The sequence below is a fragment of the Helicobacter sp. CLO-3 genome (genome assembly GCF_001854545.1).
Taxonomy (GTDB): Bacteria; Campylobacterota; Campylobacteria; order Campylobacterales; family Helicobacteraceae; genus Helicobacter_B.
Window position 1 is genome coordinate 1 of record NZ_MLQN01000026.1, and the last position, 14,720, is coordinate 14,720.

Genomic DNA, 14,720 nt, shown 5'->3' on the forward strand with positions numbered 1-14,720 from the left:
CCCCTGTCAAGAGCAAATCGCCTAGGCGGTATATAAAGATAATGGTCTTAAGGTTTGAGCACAATATGGATTAGCCAAGTTTGTTTGTTTGGTATTGATTTTGAGACACGACTACGATACAATGATTTGCTTTTAAATTGCAAAATTAAATTAAATAAAATGTTGGTGGGTTTTTATGAACTTGGGGCAACAAATATCTCTTGCTTCACTCTATTCTCTTTTAAATAAGAAAGCTGGTCTGCAAACAAAAAAGCTAAAACTTAATATAGATGAACAAGTAGAGTGCCTTAAAAACTTAGGCATTACTTTCAAATATTATTCAGAGTCTGATGCAAAAACTTTTTTGACAGAAAGTAATTATTTTTTCAAACTAAAAGCTTTTACTAAAAATTATAAAAAAGATAAAAATAATAAATATATAAACTTGGATTTTGCATACTTGAGGGAATTAAGCACTTTGGATACGCTACTAAGAGCGCTTATATTAGAACTGTGTCTTGCTTGCGAACACCTATTAAAAGCGCAAATAAATACACATTGTAGCAATAATGATAAAGAAGATGGGTATAGCATAGTAAAAAGCTTTTTAAAAAATCCAAAGAATAAGCCTCGAGCTTTGGAGAGATACGAAAAAGGGCATAAACCAAATATTTACCAACAAGAACTGATTGCAAAATACTATAAAAAAATTTTTTTAAGTATATAAAAATGATTTTGCTGTATGGAATTTCATAGAAATACTAAGCTTTTCTGAATTTGTCAATTTTTATTGTTTTTATTTTAGGGAGAATAAAAAACTAAAAAAACAATTTATAAATGAAATTTCCAAAATAAGAAATGCCGCAGCTCATAATTTTTGTATTTTGCATAATTTAAGTAGTTCCCCCGATAAAGCCTTAAGCAGATCAAAACAATTATCATCAAAAATCAGAAAAATGGGGATTTTTAATAAGAACAATAAAATCGTCTATCTAAATAAACCGCTATTTCATGATTGCATATGCCTACTTTTTCTTATAAAAGAATTATGTCCGCCAAAGATGTTTAGAGTAATGAAAAGAAAGGTATTTGCATTTCTTATAAGGGCTAGGAAGCATAGAGATTATTTTAACAAAAATAATGATATTAGCCAATGTTTTAATTTTATAGTTAAGGTGACATTAAATATTTTTTGATACAATCGCGGGACAGAACAAAAAAATGTTTAGACATTTTTAGCGGAAGCTCGTTTTTAATCAAGATTTACGATTAAAAACAGCTTCTTTGTTTTTGAATCTTGCACTTTAAAGCCTAGCTATATAGAACCTACCTGCAAATTCTCTCGCAAATTTCCTCGCAAAGCCTATCTACAAATCTTCGTAGTAAAATCGCTCACTTGGAAGCCATTTTTGTCAAGCTCGCAGAGGAAGCCTTGTATCTTTTGGCGGCTTATGATGATTGGCCTAAACGCGTCATTTGGCATCGTCGCCATGCCTAGCAGCTCGCCGCTTTTGCTGAAAAATGGACGCCCAAAGACGATTTTTTGATCATTTTTGATAGGTAGCGCGTGATCGCCTTGCGCATAATCGCTTGATGCGCGATCGTTTGTCGCGTTATTTTTAGCATCCTCAAAGCGCAACACGCTGATATTTGGCGCGTTGAAAGAAGTCGTGACGGTGTAAAAATCGCTCGTTTTGACGCCTTTGTATTTGGTGATGTCATAGGCGTTGTTTTGCATGATTTGCTTGTGGTAGTAGCTTTGTGAGCGCAGGTTGCAGTAGTCATCGGTGTAGCCAGAGATTTCTAGCAGCGCTAGCCCGCGCACTTTGTCAAGCGCTTTTAGGCGTAGCTGGGCGACGCAGATGAGATTCCCAGCGCTCACATCGCGCATTTTTAGCAGGATATTTTTGGGATATGTGGAGGCGTTGTGCGCTAGCTCGGCGGATGTGAGAAAAATATTTTCTGGCAAAAGCACGCCAAATCCGCTGCGGAAGCTTCCATCATCAAAAGACACCATCGCAAGCCCCACGGATTTTATCCAAGGGAAGTCTTTTTGGATTTCTGCAAAATCGCGCTCGCCCCATTTTTCTACGATGTTTTGAGAATCTTTGGCGCTTGTGGCGGGGGCGTTTGCTCTAGATTCTAGTGCGCTTGGCAAATCTTGCGTGCTGGATTCTCGCGTGCTAGAGTCTTTTGTGGCGGATTCTTTTGTGCTAGATTCTCGTGCGATATTTTGCGCGCCAGAATCCAAAGTGCTAGAGTTGCCAGAATCTCCAGAATCTAAAGCGCCAGCATTGCTAGAGTTGCCAGAATCTGATTTGTGCTCCAGCGATTCTAGCGGATCATCTAGATCAGATTCTGAAGCATAGGCGATGCCAAAGAGCGCGCCACTCAAAACGCTAGCCAGAGCACCAGCCAGCGCGCCGATTTGGCATAAACGCAAAATGTGACGCGCAAGATAAGAAAAAGTATTTTGCATTTTTTGCCTTTTGTGGTGGTGCTTTGCGCTTGTTGCGCCCGCGCGCCTTTGCTTTAGAATATAGTAAGGACAAAATCGGTAAAATCAGCCGTTTTTAAATGTAAATTTTTACATTAAAGTATTTATTTGTGTTGAGTGCAACTATACCAAATCGATGCTTTGCAAAATCTCAAACAAATCCCAAAATCCCAGAAAAGGGCAAATCCAAAAAAGGAGCATAGCCATGAGAGATGAGCTAAAGCTAAAAGTTTTCACCCCCACAGATGAGGAGCTAGAATCCTGCCAAATCGCTAGAATCTACACCGATAAAGGCATAATAAATGTGCGCCTTTTCCCAAAAGAAGCGCCCCAAGCGGTGATAAATTTCGCCACGCTTGCAAGGAGTGGATTCTACGATGGGCTTACATTTCATCGCGTGATTGCTGGATTTGTCGCGCAGGGTGGCTGCCCTAGAGGCGATGGCACCGGAGGTCCGGGCTATAGGATAAAATGCGAGCTGGCAAACAACCCGCACCGCCACAAAAGAGGCGCGCTATCGATGGCGCATGCTGGTAGGGATACGGGCGGGAGTCAGTTTTTCTTGTGTTTTGCGGATCTGCCACATCTTGATGGCGAGCACACGGTGTTTGGGCAGATAGAGGATGATGAGAGTCTCAAAGTGCTAGATACGCTAAAGCAAAATGACAAAATCCTCAACATAAAAATCCTAGAAAATGCAAAAGAGGTATAGATTCTGCTTATAGAATCTAAAGCGCAGAATCTAAAAGTAATCGCGCTGTTTAGCGCGCGGATTTGCAGAATCTAGGCGCGCATCGCAAACAAGCGCGAGGCGCAAATCTGCCAAAACAAGCGCGAGGCCACCAAATAAACGCAAAGCGCAAATCTAAAATCCAAAAGAAATAGGACATCATGGACTGGAAAAAGCGAGCTATAGAGATCATCATCCCGCGCATCGGCTGGGCTCTCGCGTGGTGCATTTATCTTTTGAATAGAAATAAATTTTACTTCGATGATAGCGTCAAAGATGATAATGTAGTGCTTGCGTTTTGGCATGGCGAGATGCTGATGATGCCTTTTTTATACCGCAAATTGCGTAAAAAGCCAAATGTCTTTATCATCTCAAGCAACCATTTTGATGGCGGGCTGATAGCCAAAATGTGCGAGCTTTTTGGATTCCGAGCTATTAGGGGTAGCACCGGCTCTAGCAGCAACAAAGGCGGCGTGCGCGTGCTAGTGCAGTCCATCAGCGCGCTAAAAGATGGCGCAGACATAGGCATAGCGCTTGATGGTCCGCGCGGTCCATATCACCATGTCGCTGATGGTGTCATCATGATGTCGCAAAAAACTGGCAAAAAGATTAGTATTTGTCGCGTGATGCCTAGCCGATATTATGAGTTTGGGACATGGGATAGGTTTAGATTGCCTTTGCCTTTTGGGAAAATATGCTATTATATGCACGAAGGTTTTGTGCTGGATTCTGCTCTTAGCCTGCAAGAAGCGAGAGAGATAATAAAAAAGCGCATAGAAAATACATAGCAAGCAAGCGAGGATTTGGCTTTGGGGATTTTTACTTCTTTTTTATCGCCATTTTTTAGCAAGGTATTTATCGCGATAAATATCGATGCGGCTTCGTGCTTCATAAAAGTCGTGCGTATCAAAAACAAAAGGCAAGTAGAATCTTTTGTCAAAGAGTTTAAAACGCATGAAAACAACATCCCCATGGAAGCGGTGAAAATCGTGCGTAAATACCGCCGCGCCTATCCTTTCACCTATGTGAGCGCTATGCTAAAATGCCTAGCACAAGGCGTGATTTTGCAAAACAATCATAAAAAAGATTTTTTCGTAGGCAATATCAAGCCTAGCGAGTGCGAGATAGTAAGCACGGAAAGCATACGCACTTTTGCCAAGCGCTCGATGATAAAAGATGCGGTGAGGGGTTTTGAAAAAATAGGCGGCGTGGATTTTTTGTTTTCTCCATTTCTCATGATAGATGACAATGTGCAAAACTACCCAACGCTTGGCAATAATATCTATGTGCTTTTGCAGCGTAGCAATGTCGCACTCATGGTAGCACACAGGGGCAAGGCGGAGTTTAGCGGGTTTTTTATCGCGGAGGGCGAGGTGGCGATACTAAATAGCAAAGAAGAGCAGCGCCCCACTATAGAGCTAAAAAACTTCGAGGATTTTTCGCTAGATGATGATTTTGATGATTTTGCCAAAATCGAGCTAGACCCTTCGCTTGAGCATTTGCAGACAGATATGTTTATACCAAATCTCGAAGAGACGAAAATCATTTATGATGATATGCCAAAGGCAAAAATCATCAGCAAAATAATAGTCGATGCGGTGAAAGAGTATTATCAAAATCCCATTTATAATGGCGAGTTTATCGATAAAATCATATTTTTGGATGCGTGCAAGATGAGCGATCAGGCGTTTGAGTATATCACTAAAGAGATTTTGATAGAGACGGTGAAAAGGGATTTTGACCTGCCTGACACACTCATACATCTCGCCAAAAAAGAGCTAGGAGGGCGATGATGCTAAGCTTTACTAGAGCCCAAGCCAAACATATTTTTGCCAAAGTCACTAAAATCTGGTGGCTGTATTTTGCGCTCACAGCGGTGATTTTGCTGGCGGCAAATGTGTTTTTGACCCAAGAGATTGGCGCGTCTATGGAGCGGGCGAGCGAGTATCAGTCCGAGCAAAAGCGCTTGCAAAGCGATATCCAAGACTTGGATGAGTATTATGAGCGGTTGTCTTATGAGGTGGCTTTGATAAATCAGCGCATCGACAAAAACGACATAAGGCGCGATAAAATCTATGATTTGCTGGCATTGATTCCGGATAAAATCACACTGCATTTCATCGAGATAGGAGAATCCACACTCACGCTAAAAGGCGTCACACCTTCAAAAGAGTTTTTTTATTTTGCGCTGCAAGACCCGCTCAAAGCAAACTTTGGCAGATCCAATGTAAGCTTTTATGCGCTATCAAATGGCTGGTATGAGTTCGTCTCTATAAGCAACACGCCTATCGCACCGCAAATCGCGCCAAAAGCGCAAAAAGCTGGCGCGAGCGTGGGTGGCGCTGGTGGCGCATCATCTGGCGGTGGCGCTGGTGGCGCTAGAGATTCTAGCACAGATTCTGATGCTGGCTCTAGCGCGGATTCTAGTGATGAGTGATAAAGGCAAAAAATGAAAAAAATATTTTCTCGCAAATCATCTTTTGGCAAAATGGATACAGATTTAATATTGCGCAATATGATTTTTTCTGTGCTTTATGTGAGCGCGATACTTACCTTTTTTAGCTATGTTTTGTGGCCTACGATTTTGAAATTCAAATCCCAATATATAATCGAGCGCAAAGAAAAAATAATCTATAATGAAATAAAAAAAGGATATGACACTTCTTTGCAACGCATCGTTGATTTTAGAGATGAAAATAAACCTTCACTTGCCAAATTTTATGACACGCAGACATTTGATGATATAAAAGCGGCTATATCGCAATATCTGACTATCATAGACATCAAAAGCAGCCCAGAAATTATAAACAAAGAAGAAGAGACAAAAAGCATTTCTTATATTTTCAAAACCCAGACTGATAATGTCGAAAAAGTTTGGCAGCTTATTAGCAAGTTTGATGAGCTAAATGCTAGCATCGTGATAAATCCGCCCATCCAAATCCAGCGCGCAAATATCCAATCTGGCGTGTATAGCGTGGTGTTTGGCATCGAAGTGAAGCAAAATGCCTTTGAGGTAAAAAAGCGCACGCAAGAGATTTTGCAAGCAGAATCTAGCGACGCTGGCAAAGCGAAATAATTTATATTTTGTGCTAAAAAGCAGCAGAATCTAAATTTTATTTTATAATGGCGTTTTTGGCGCAAAATTTAGCATGGGTTTTTTGTGCGGATTTTGGGGCGGTTTTTGGCGTGAGATTTTGGTGCAAGATTTTGGCTAGGTTTGGCGTTTTAATATTTTGGTATTTTGACGCGCTTTAAAGCCTTGCGTTTAGATTCTAGTCTGGATTCTAGTTTAGATTCTCTAGCTTGCTAGGACTCTAGGCTTTTTAGATTCTAGTCTGGCTCATCTGTGCGCGAAATTTTAAACGATTTTTATCATAAATAGGGGCGATTATATGAAGATACTTGCGATTATTGGCGTGATTTTTGCGTTTTTGGCGCTTACCAAAATCTATGTTTATAGGCGCGTTTTGCGACACACTTTTATTTTTGCAAACCACAGAAAACTGCTTATATTTTTGCTGGCGCTGCTTTTTGCGCTAGAAGTTGGGTTTTGGTTCGCGCAAAGGGCGTTCAAGGCGTTGGGGATGCTAGATCTCGAGCAGACAATCTATGGCATTTTGGGCGGGTGTATCGTGGCTTCGTATTGCTTGTTTGTGGCGTGCGTGGTCGCAGATGTTTTGCGCGGAGGCACTAGGATTTTGCTTTTTTCGCCAATTTTTGCGCGCCTGCGCCACTTTGTCAAAAACATTTTCCAATCTAGGATTTTCTCGCGCTTTTCTACGCAAGCCAAAAGCCAAGAATCTGCTAGCCAAAAATCTATAGGCGCAGAATCTGGCGGCGCGGATTCTATCGGCGCAAAATCCGCCAACTTAGATTCTGCAAAAATGGATTCTGCCACCGCGCGCCCCGCCATGCCAAACCCCACCGCTCAAAACACCGCGCCCGCCACCTCCCGCCGCAGATTTTTAAAAATCCTCTATGATTTAGGCGTGTTCGCGCTCTTTTTCTTTTTTATCATCAAAAGTCGCAAAAACGCGCTCGACATCCCGCCCGTGCGCACGCTAGAGATCCCACTGCCACGCCTAAAGACGCCCAAAACCATCGCTATGGTGAGCGATTTACACATCGGCAAGACGCTAGGCGCTAGCTTTTTGCAGGGCATCATCGATAAGATAAACGCGCTTGATGCCGATGTGGTGGTGATTGTGGGCGATTTGGTCGATGATGATGTGCGCCTTTTGAAGCGCGAGCTGCGCTTGCTAAACGACATCCAAAGCAAAGAGGGCGTGTTTTATGTCACCGGCAATCACGAGTATTACCATGGCATCGAGCCTATCATGGCGTTTTTACGCACGCTAAATATCCGCGTGCTCGAAAATGAGAATCTAGAGCTGCGCGATTTCAACATCGCTGGCGTGCATGACCTAGCGGGCTTGCGCTTTGGCAAAATGCGTCCAGACATCCAAAAAGCGGCGGCAAATCTAGCACCAAACAAGCCAAATATCTTGCTAGCGCATCAGCCCAAATTTATCCGCCAAAACGATGTCAGCGCGTTTGACTTGGTGCTTTGCGGGCACACGCACGCGGGGCAGGTGTTTCCATTGTCGTTTTTTGTGTGGCTCGATCAGCACTATATCCATGGGCTCTATGAGCTAAGCAAGAAAACTAAGCTTTATGTAAGCTCGGGGGCTGGATTTTGGGGACCAAGCATCCGCTTCCTCGCCCCAAGCGAAATCGTCCGCCTAAAGCTCATCCCAGCGTAATCTAGGCAAAATCCCAAGCCAGAATCCAAAAATGCAAAAAGCAAAAAGATAGAATCGCAAAACAGCGAAACCGCAAAGCTGGATTCTAGTCAGAATCCAGTCGCGTCACAAAGTCAAATAAAATCAGATTCTAGCACATAAATACAGAATCCAAGACTTTAAAATTTAGTGAGATATTTTTGGGTATGCAAGATGATGAAGTGATAAAAAGATAAAAGCAGATTCTAGATTCCAGCGCAGAATCTAGCTTTTTGACTTCTGCTTTTGGCCTATTTTACTGCCTCTCACTCCTTGCTTTTGGTTTCCCGCAAGCGCGCGATGATTATCCCAATATTACTCGCTTTAGATTCTGCTATTTTCTAGAATCTAGCTTTGATATTTCTATATTTTTCGCATTTTTTATTTGCAAAATCACATTTTCTACCTGACAGATAGCTACTATCATGCATTATAATTCTCAAATTCGTTTTGGACTCAAGCACAAAATTTTACAAATTTCAAAAGGAGTAAGATGAAAAATCACACCAAAAAATCTAGCCACATCGAGCAGACTAACCAAATCAGCCACGCCAGCCAAGCTAGCCAAACTGAACTAGCCAATCAAGCCGGCCAAATTAGCCAAATTGCCAGCCAGCAATCCCAGCCAACAACGCGGCGCAAGTTTTTTAGAGATTCTGCATTTATGGTGGCTGGCAGTGTTTTGACACTCTCTAGCCTCAACGCAGAATCCACAAAATCCGCGCCACAAGCACCAGCAACTAAAAACACAAACACCACACCAAAGGAGCAAACCATGAAAAACACCACAGCCAAAGCCAGCATCGCGCCAAATCTCACCGACAAAGCCGCGCGCAAAGTGCAGCAATACGCCACCAAGCAAGACATCGCGCTTCACAAAACCGACACGGAGTTTATGGAGAATTTTTGGAATTTTGCCTATGATGAGGTGGATTCTCACAGCGCGCTCGATGCGCCTACCAAATGGAAGCTGCAGCTTGGCGCAGTGATAGCAAATGATGGCGCGCTGGAGTTTGAAAACCTCGCAGAATCCGCTTTGAAAGCTGGCATCGCGCCCTCTGAAATAAAAGAAATCATCTATCAAGCAACTGCTTACATCGGCTTTGCCCGCACGCGCAGCATCCTAGAATCCTGCAACGCGCTTTTTGCAAGGCTAAAAATCCCTCTGCCACTAGCGCCCGCCTCCACCACCACGCGCGAGAATCGAGCGCAAAAGGGGCTAGAGGCGCAGCGCAAACTTTTTGGCGCGGCGATAGACAAGGGCAACGCGAGCGCGCCCGCGGATGTGAAGCATATCCGCCACTTTTTGAGCGCGAATTGCTTTGGCGATTATTACACGCGCAGCGGGCTTAGTTTAGAGTTTCGCGAGCTTTTGACATTTGTGATTTTGGCAAGCCTTGGCGGGGCGGACTCACAGGTCAAAGCCCATGTGCAGGGCAACCTAAACATAGGGCATGATCGTGGCGTTTTGATAGGCGCAGTCACGGCGATTTTGCCCTATATCGGCTATCCCAAAGCCCTAAACGCTTTAAGCGCGATAGATGAGCTTACTAAAAAATAATATTTTGCTAGCATCAAATTGCAACGAAAGCAAGATATTTCGCTAAAATTGCGCCTTGAAAAATATTTAAGGATATGCATGCAAAATCTAAGCCTGCTGATACTCTACAACCCATACTACCGCAAACACGCCATGCAAGAGCACATCCAGATTCTGAAGCGCGAGGGCAAAGTCGTGTTTGGCAAGATAGACAAACTCACCACCATGCGCGACAAAGCGGGGCAAAATGCGGGCGCGCTTGATGCGATATTTCAAGCGACTACGAGCGAGAATCACGCGCAGCTATTTTTGAGCGATTATGCCAATCTTTTTGTGGCAAAAGTCACGCGCATCATCGCATCAGAATCCGCCCTAGAATCTACAAAAGCAGAATCCGCCCCAGAATCTTATACCAAAGAATCCACCCCAGAATCCTATCCGCCATTTGCCAGCCTACCGCCAGAGCTTATCCCCTTAGTGCCGCATTATTACGCGCAAGAAAATCTCCCTGTAAGCGCGTGGTTTGTCATCGAGGATATGCTAGAGCTCGTGCGCGATAGCTTCCTAGAAGTGCGCGATAACTACCTAGCAAACCTGCTCGTGCAGCGCGATATAAGCGCGCCTGATAGCTGGCGCACATTCTCTATCTATGGCAACTCTTATGTCTATCCGCTCATCATTAAGCAAAAATATCCGCTCGATTATTTTGCGGGCGCGCTGCGTCATTATGATGCGGTGTATGAGAGCGAGGAGTTTTTGCGTATCAAATCCGAGCTGTGCCGCTACTGCTTTGGCAAAGAGACGCTAGATGCGCTGCTTGGCGACACGCTAAGCCATATTATCTACGCTGAAATGGAGTTTCAAGCGCATATCACAAACCCGCTTTATGACTTCACCTCCGCGCTTGTGAAGTATTCAAAAGCGCTAGAACGCGAGATGCATGCTTTTGCTTGTGAGCTGTTTTCGCATCTAGCGATGATTGCGCCAGAGATTTTGGAGATAGCCTATGAAGTGCAGGGGCGCAAATACACGCTGGCTGATATTTTCGCGCACAAGCCAAACTATGGGACTTACAAATACCTGCTAAACAACGAGCTCATAAAACAGCCGATAGAAACTCACGCGGAGTATGGCTTGAAGACTTTTATATACAAAGTGCTTGTTTTGCAGATGGATAGCATCGCCAAGCTTCGCAACTCTGGCGTGCATGAAAAGCCCATAAACGCGACAAAAGCGCAGAACTTCCGCGCGCAGATTCTGGGGATAAACACGCGCGGGCTTATCACCTCGCTCTGCCACTATCGCACCAAACTCGCCAAAAAGACAAAAGAGGCAAAAGCCAAGCAAGGCTAGACAAACTGCTTGCCAAATAAATAATAAAAGGACTTTTATGCAAATTACTATTTTTCAGCATTCAAGCATCGCGCTTGAGGATTCTAGGTTTGCGCTGTTTTGCCACAAGCTAAGCAAGGGCGCGCTGGTGGTGCTGCCCGAGTATGTGCTAAACCCATTTTTCACCGATTTGCGCGCGATGCCAAAAGATGAGATTCTGCGCCACTCCAAAATCCAGCTAGAGTTTCTAAAAACGCTTGCTAGCAAGCATGGCGTGCATTTTTTCGCGCCCATCATCAAGCGCGCACTAGAATCTAAAACGCTAGAATCCGCAGAATCCGCGCCAAAATCCCAAACTTCAAAATCCCAAAAAGCAAAATCTGCCAAAACCAGCCAAAACCAGCCAAAAGACAAGGCGATAAAACTTCAAAAAGCGCTTGCCTACATCAGCCCAGAATCTAGCAAAATCACCTACTATCTGCAACAAAAACTTATCAATTATGAGCATTGGAATGAGGCGGCATTTTTCGCAAACATCACACTAAACACCGCGCCAAATCTCGCGCCAAACGCTACATCAAATCCCGCATCAAAGCAGAATCCGCGCGCATCCACGCCACACGCGCCACACGCGCCAAAGCCGCTAAAAGAGCCACTTATCTTGCGTATCGGCGGGCTAAAAATCGCGGCGTTGTTTGGCTTTGAGATACATTTCGATGAGATTTGGTATAAGCTACAAAAGCAGGGCGTGGATATCGTCGTGCTGCCGAGTGCAAATACTTTTGACTCGCATGTGCGCTGGCGCGAGCTTTGCAAGATGCGCGCACTCATCAGTGGCTGCGCGATTTTGCGCGCCAATCGCATCGGCAGGAGCGAGGTGGAGGGGCAGAGCTGGGATTTTTATGGCGATAGTTTGATAGCGATGCCAAATGGCGAGATTTTGGATCATCTCGAGCATGCTGAAGAGATGCTCTCTGTCTCTTTGACGCGCGAGCAGATTTGGCAAATGGCGAAAGACTGGGGCTTTCGAGAGGTGTTTGACGCGGATTAGCGCGCGATTTGGCAAAAATTTAGCGCAAGATTTGGCGCGAGATTTATGCGCTACAACCGCGCACAAAATCGGATTCTGGCGAGATTTTAAGCAATATTCCGCGCCAGATTCCAGCCCAGATTCTCATCCAAAATCCACAAACATTTTCTGGCGCTTAGATTTTCATATAAGGCAACTTTGGCTAAAATTTCGCCTCACCAATAAGGGACGATTGCGATAGCATCGTGGGCGCGACAGCGCTAGTATGACAATACACTACAAGTTTCACGCGCATATCGCGCAATCATAAATCAAGGACGAACATTATGCCAAACGATACTTTGCAAAATCTCGCACAAAAAAAGCTAACGCACAAAAAAATCTACGATCCAAGCTCCAATGAAAGCGTAAATGATAGAAAAATATTTGGCGGCAGACCCACAGCGATGTTTGATCTAAACCGCATCAAATACCAATGGGCTTACAATCTCTGGAAAACAATGCTAAATAACACTTGGTTTCCAGAAGAAGTGAATATGACAGCCGATAAGCGCGACTATCACGACAAGCTAACCGAGCAAGAAAAGATAGGCTATGATCGCGCGCTAGCACAGCTTATTTTTATGGATTCTCTGCAGACAAACAACCTAAATGACAATATAAACCCCTTCATCACAAGCCCAGAGATAAATCTCGTGCTGATAAGGCAGGCGTTTGAAGAGTCGCTGCACTCCCAAAGCTACGCGGTAATGGTAGAATCCATATCCGCAAACACTGATGAAATATATGATATGTGGCGCGTGGATGCGCAGCTAAAGGGCAAAAACGACTACATAGCAGATATTTACATAGGGCTAGCTGATGATCCCACCGAGCGCAACTTCGTAAAAGCGCTGTATGCCAATCAGATTTTAGAGGGTATATATTTTTATAGCGGATTTTGCTATTTTTACACGCTTGCAAGAAGTGGCAAAATGCTAGCATCTGCCTCTATGATACGCTTCATACAGCGCGATGAAGTGACGCATCTGCTGGCGTTTCAACATCTTATAAACACACTTAAAAAAGAGCGTGCGGATTTATTTACCAAAGATTTGGAAGAGGAAGTCATCGAGATGTTTAAAAAGGCGGTGGATGTGGAATCTGCGTGGGGCGATTATATCACGCAAGGGCAGATTCTAGGACTCACGCCAGATATCATAAGAAAATATATAGAATATCTCGCCGATGAGCGGCTATCAAAAGTAGGACTTCCCAAAATCTACAACACTCCAAACCCCATAAAATGGGTGGATAGCTTTGCTAATTTCAACGACCAGCGCACCAATTTCTTTGAAGGCAAGGTTACCAACTACTCAAAAGGGAGCGTGAATTTCGATGACTTTTAGAGATATTTACACACTGCAAATAAAGACAAAGCAGAAGTTTGAAGAGAATCTAAATAGCGTGCTAGACGCGCTAAAAGCAAGTGCAAATGGCTCTATTTTGCTGACACCCGAGCTTGTGCTGACAGGATTTTGCTATCAGAAAATGGAAGAGGCAAATGAGTTTAGCAAACACGCGACAAAAGCCCTGCTAGATGCAAGCGCGCACAAAACTATCATCACTACGATGATAGAAAAAAAGCAGCATAGATTCTACAACAACCTAAAAGTCTTCCACAATGGCGAGCTCGTGCATAAGCAAGCAAAGCATGAGCTATTTTTCTTGGGCGATGAGCATTTGCATTTCGCAGCGGGCGCGCTAGATGAGATCATCCCTTTTCGGATAGGTGATATCACTTGCGGCGCGCTTATTTGCTTTGAGCTGCGATTTATCGAGCTTTGGCAAAGACTTCGTGGTGTGGATATGATATTTATCCCCGCACAATGGGGCAAAGCGCGCAAAGATCACTTCGAGACGCTCTGCAAAGCCCTAGCCATAGGCAATGAATGCTTTGTCATAGCAAGCGGAAGCGCGAATCTGCAAATGGCAAAATCAAGCGCTATCATCACGCCCTATGGCAAGGTGCATAAGGATGATAAGCTAGAGGCGATACATGCCAAAGTCGATTTGTCAGAAGTAGAGAAAATGCGTAAATACATCAACATAGGAATCAAGGAATGCACCAAATAAAAGGGCATTTTATGTGTAATGAGATCGCCAAAGTGTTTCCTATGGAGCCTTTTGTGCGAAACGCCCTAGAATCTGTGGATAGAGAGGCGTTTGTGCCGGAGTTTTCTAGGCATTTGGCATATAGCCTTGATCCTTTGCCTATGGGTGCGGATCAGTGGATATCCTCGCCTCTTACGGTGGCGAAAATGACGCAGTTTCTCACGCCCGGTGATAGCGTGCTAGAGATAGGCTGTGGCAGCGGGTATCAAGCGATGGTGCTTTCAAAAATATTTCGCCGCGTCTTTAGCATCGAGCGCATCGAGCGGCTGCTGCTCGAGGCAAAAGAGAGAATCCGCGCGAGCGGTGCTAGCAACATACACACAAAGCTAGGCGATGGGCAAAGTGGCTGGGCGGAATATGCGCCTTATGATAGGATACTATTTTCTGCGTGCTTGAGTGGCGATGTCCCGCAAGCTATCATCGATCAGCTAGAAGAGGGCGGGATTTTGGTAGCGCCTATGGTTGGTGGAGTTAATGGGGCTGGTGTGGATTCTGGTGTAGAATCTAGCGCGGGCGGTGCTGGCGGTGGCTCACAAGGCACTAAGGGCGAGGCGCAAGTCATCAAACGCTTCAAAAAGCGCAATGGCGCGCTCGTCGATGAAGAAATCCTAGAAAGCTGCCTATTTGTGCCTGTGCTTTCTGGCGTGACGAGATAGGCGGCGGATGGGGCGATAGGG

At 44.4% G+C, this 14,720-nt stretch carries 14 protein-coding genes; 13 read left to right on the top strand and 1 reads right to left on the bottom strand.

Annotation, left to right across the window (positions count from 1 at the left end; genetic code table 11):
* Positions 1–175: 175 nt before the first annotated feature.
* Complete coding sequence (locus BKN38_RS07390) at positions 176–706, top strand: Abi family protein (RefSeq protein ID WP_070957763.1); 531 nt, start codon at positions 176–178, stop codon at positions 704–706.
* A 636-nt stretch (positions 707–1,342) separates the two neighbouring features.
* Here BKN38_RS07390 and BKN38_RS07400 read toward each other — a convergent pair.
* Positions 1,343–2,458, bottom strand: a complete 1,116-nt coding sequence (locus BKN38_RS07400) for a hypothetical protein (protein ID WP_066456398.1) — start codon at positions 2,456–2,458, stop codon at positions 1,343–1,345.
* A gap of 223 nt (positions 2,459–2,681) precedes the next feature.
* Here BKN38_RS07400 and BKN38_RS07405 point away from each other — a divergent pair, with 223 nt between their 5' ends.
* From BKN38_RS07405 to BKN38_RS07465, 12 genes are all read left to right on the top strand, one after another.
* Positions 2,682–3,188 carry a peptidylprolyl isomerase gene (locus BKN38_RS07405; RefSeq protein WP_066456401.1) on the top strand — a complete coding sequence of 169 codons (507 nt, stop codon included), beginning with the start codon at positions 2,682–2,684 and terminating at the stop codon, positions 3,186–3,188.
* Positions 3,189–3,367: 179 nt separating this feature from the next.
* Positions 3,368–3,994, top strand: coding sequence for a lysophospholipid acyltransferase family protein (locus tag BKN38_RS07410; RefSeq protein ID WP_066456404.1), 627 nt, complete (start codon positions 3,368–3,370; stop codon positions 3,992–3,994).
* Positions 3,995–4,015: 21 nt separating this feature from the next.
* Positions 4,016–4,999 carry a hypothetical protein gene (locus BKN38_RS07415; protein WP_066456406.1) on the top strand — a complete coding sequence of 328 codons (984 nt, stop codon included), beginning with the start codon at positions 4,016–4,018 and terminating at the stop codon, positions 4,997–4,999.
* Positions 4,996–5,643: a hypothetical protein gene (locus BKN38_RS07420; protein WP_066456408.1), complete on the top strand. Its 648-nt coding sequence runs from the start codon at positions 4,996–4,998 to the stop codon at positions 5,641–5,643. The genes BKN38_RS07415 and BKN38_RS07420 overlap by 4 nt, the downstream gene beginning before the upstream one ends.
* A 12-nt stretch (positions 5,644–5,655) precedes the next feature.
* Entirely contained in the window at positions 5,656–6,282 is a 627-nt protein-coding gene (locus BKN38_RS07425) for a hypothetical protein (protein WP_066456415.1), read from the top strand.
* Positions 6,283–6,598: 316 nt separating this feature from the next.
* Positions 6,599–7,969: a metallophosphoesterase gene (locus tag BKN38_RS07430; protein ID WP_066456417.1), complete on the top strand. Its 1,371-nt coding sequence runs from the start codon at positions 6,599–6,601 to the stop codon at positions 7,967–7,969.
* Between the two features lie 511 nt (positions 7,970–8,480).
* A complete protein-coding gene (locus BKN38_RS07435; RefSeq protein ID WP_233712827.1) occupies positions 8,481–9,548 on the top strand; it encodes a carboxymuconolactone decarboxylase family protein in 1,068 nt (355 codons plus the stop codon).
* Positions 9,549–9,626: 78 nt separating this feature from the next.
* Positions 9,627–10,880, top strand: coding sequence for an HP0729 family protein (locus BKN38_RS07440; RefSeq protein ID WP_066456420.1), 1,254 nt, complete (start codon positions 9,627–9,629; stop codon positions 10,878–10,880).
* A 37-nt stretch (positions 10,881–10,917) separates the two neighbouring features.
* Positions 10,918–11,910, top strand: coding sequence for a carbon-nitrogen hydrolase family protein (locus BKN38_RS07445; protein WP_066456422.1), 993 nt, complete (start codon positions 10,918–10,920; stop codon positions 11,908–11,910).
* A gap of 305 nt (positions 11,911–12,215) precedes the next feature.
* Positions 12,216–13,277 (top strand): ribonucleotide-diphosphate reductase subunit beta, encoded by a 1,062-nt coding sequence (locus BKN38_RS07455; protein WP_066456428.1) that lies wholly within the window; start codon positions 12,216–12,218, stop codon positions 13,275–13,277.
* Positions 13,267–14,004 carry a carbon-nitrogen hydrolase family protein gene (locus BKN38_RS07460; RefSeq protein WP_066456432.1) on the top strand — a complete coding sequence of 246 codons (738 nt, stop codon included), beginning with the start codon at positions 13,267–13,269 and terminating at the stop codon, positions 14,002–14,004. The genes BKN38_RS07455 and BKN38_RS07460 overlap by 11 nt, the downstream gene beginning before the upstream one ends.
* Complete coding sequence (locus BKN38_RS07465; RefSeq protein ID WP_066456434.1) at positions 13,992–14,699, top strand: protein-L-isoaspartate(D-aspartate) O-methyltransferase; 708 nt, start codon at positions 13,992–13,994, stop codon at positions 14,697–14,699. Before BKN38_RS07460 ends, BKN38_RS07465 begins: the two co-directional genes overlap by 13 nt.
* Positions 14,700–14,720 lie beyond the last annotated feature (21 nt).

Excerpts from the sequence above, each read along its gene's own strand:
- BKN38_RS07420 (WP_066456408.1), top strand. The coding sequence starts at position 4,996 with ATGATGCTAAGCTTTACTAGAGCCCAAGCCAAACATATTTTTGCCAAA.
- BKN38_RS07430 (WP_066456417.1), top strand. The coding sequence starts at position 6,599 with ATGAAGATACTTGCGATTATTGGCGTGATTTTTGCGTTTTTGGCGCTT.
- BKN38_RS07440 (WP_066456420.1), top strand. The coding sequence starts at position 9,627 with ATGCAAAATCTAAGCCTGCTGATACTCTACAACCCATACTACCGCAAA.
- BKN38_RS07425 (WP_066456415.1), top strand. The coding sequence starts at position 5,656 with ATGAAAAAAATATTTTCTCGCAAATCATCTTTTGGCAAAATGGATACA.
- BKN38_RS07405 (WP_066456401.1), top strand. The coding sequence starts at position 2,682 with ATGAGAGATGAGCTAAAGCTAAAAGTTTTCACCCCCACAGATGAGGAG.
- BKN38_RS07460 (WP_066456432.1), top strand. The coding sequence starts at position 13,267 with ATGACTTTTAGAGATATTTACACACTGCAAATAAAGACAAAGCAGAAG.
- BKN38_RS07455 (WP_066456428.1), top strand. The coding sequence starts at position 12,216 with ATGCCAAACGATACTTTGCAAAATCTCGCACAAAAAAAGCTAACGCAC.
- BKN38_RS07390 (WP_070957763.1), top strand. The coding sequence starts at position 176 with ATGAACTTGGGGCAACAAATATCTCTTGCTTCACTCTATTCTCTTTTA.
- BKN38_RS07435 (WP_233712827.1), top strand. The coding sequence starts at position 8,481 with ATGAAAAATCACACCAAAAAATCTAGCCACATCGAGCAGACTAACCAA.
- BKN38_RS07410 (WP_066456404.1), top strand. The coding sequence starts at position 3,368 with ATGGACTGGAAAAAGCGAGCTATAGAGATCATCATCCCGCGCATCGGC.
- BKN38_RS07445 (WP_066456422.1), top strand. The coding sequence starts at position 10,918 with ATGCAAATTACTATTTTTCAGCATTCAAGCATCGCGCTTGAGGATTCT.
- BKN38_RS07400 (WP_066456398.1), bottom strand. The coding sequence starts at position 2,458 with ATGCAAAATACTTTTTCTTATCTTGCGCGTCACATTTTGCGTTTATGC.
- BKN38_RS07465 (WP_066456434.1), top strand. The coding sequence starts at position 13,992 with ATGCACCAAATAAAAGGGCATTTTATGTGTAATGAGATCGCCAAAGTG.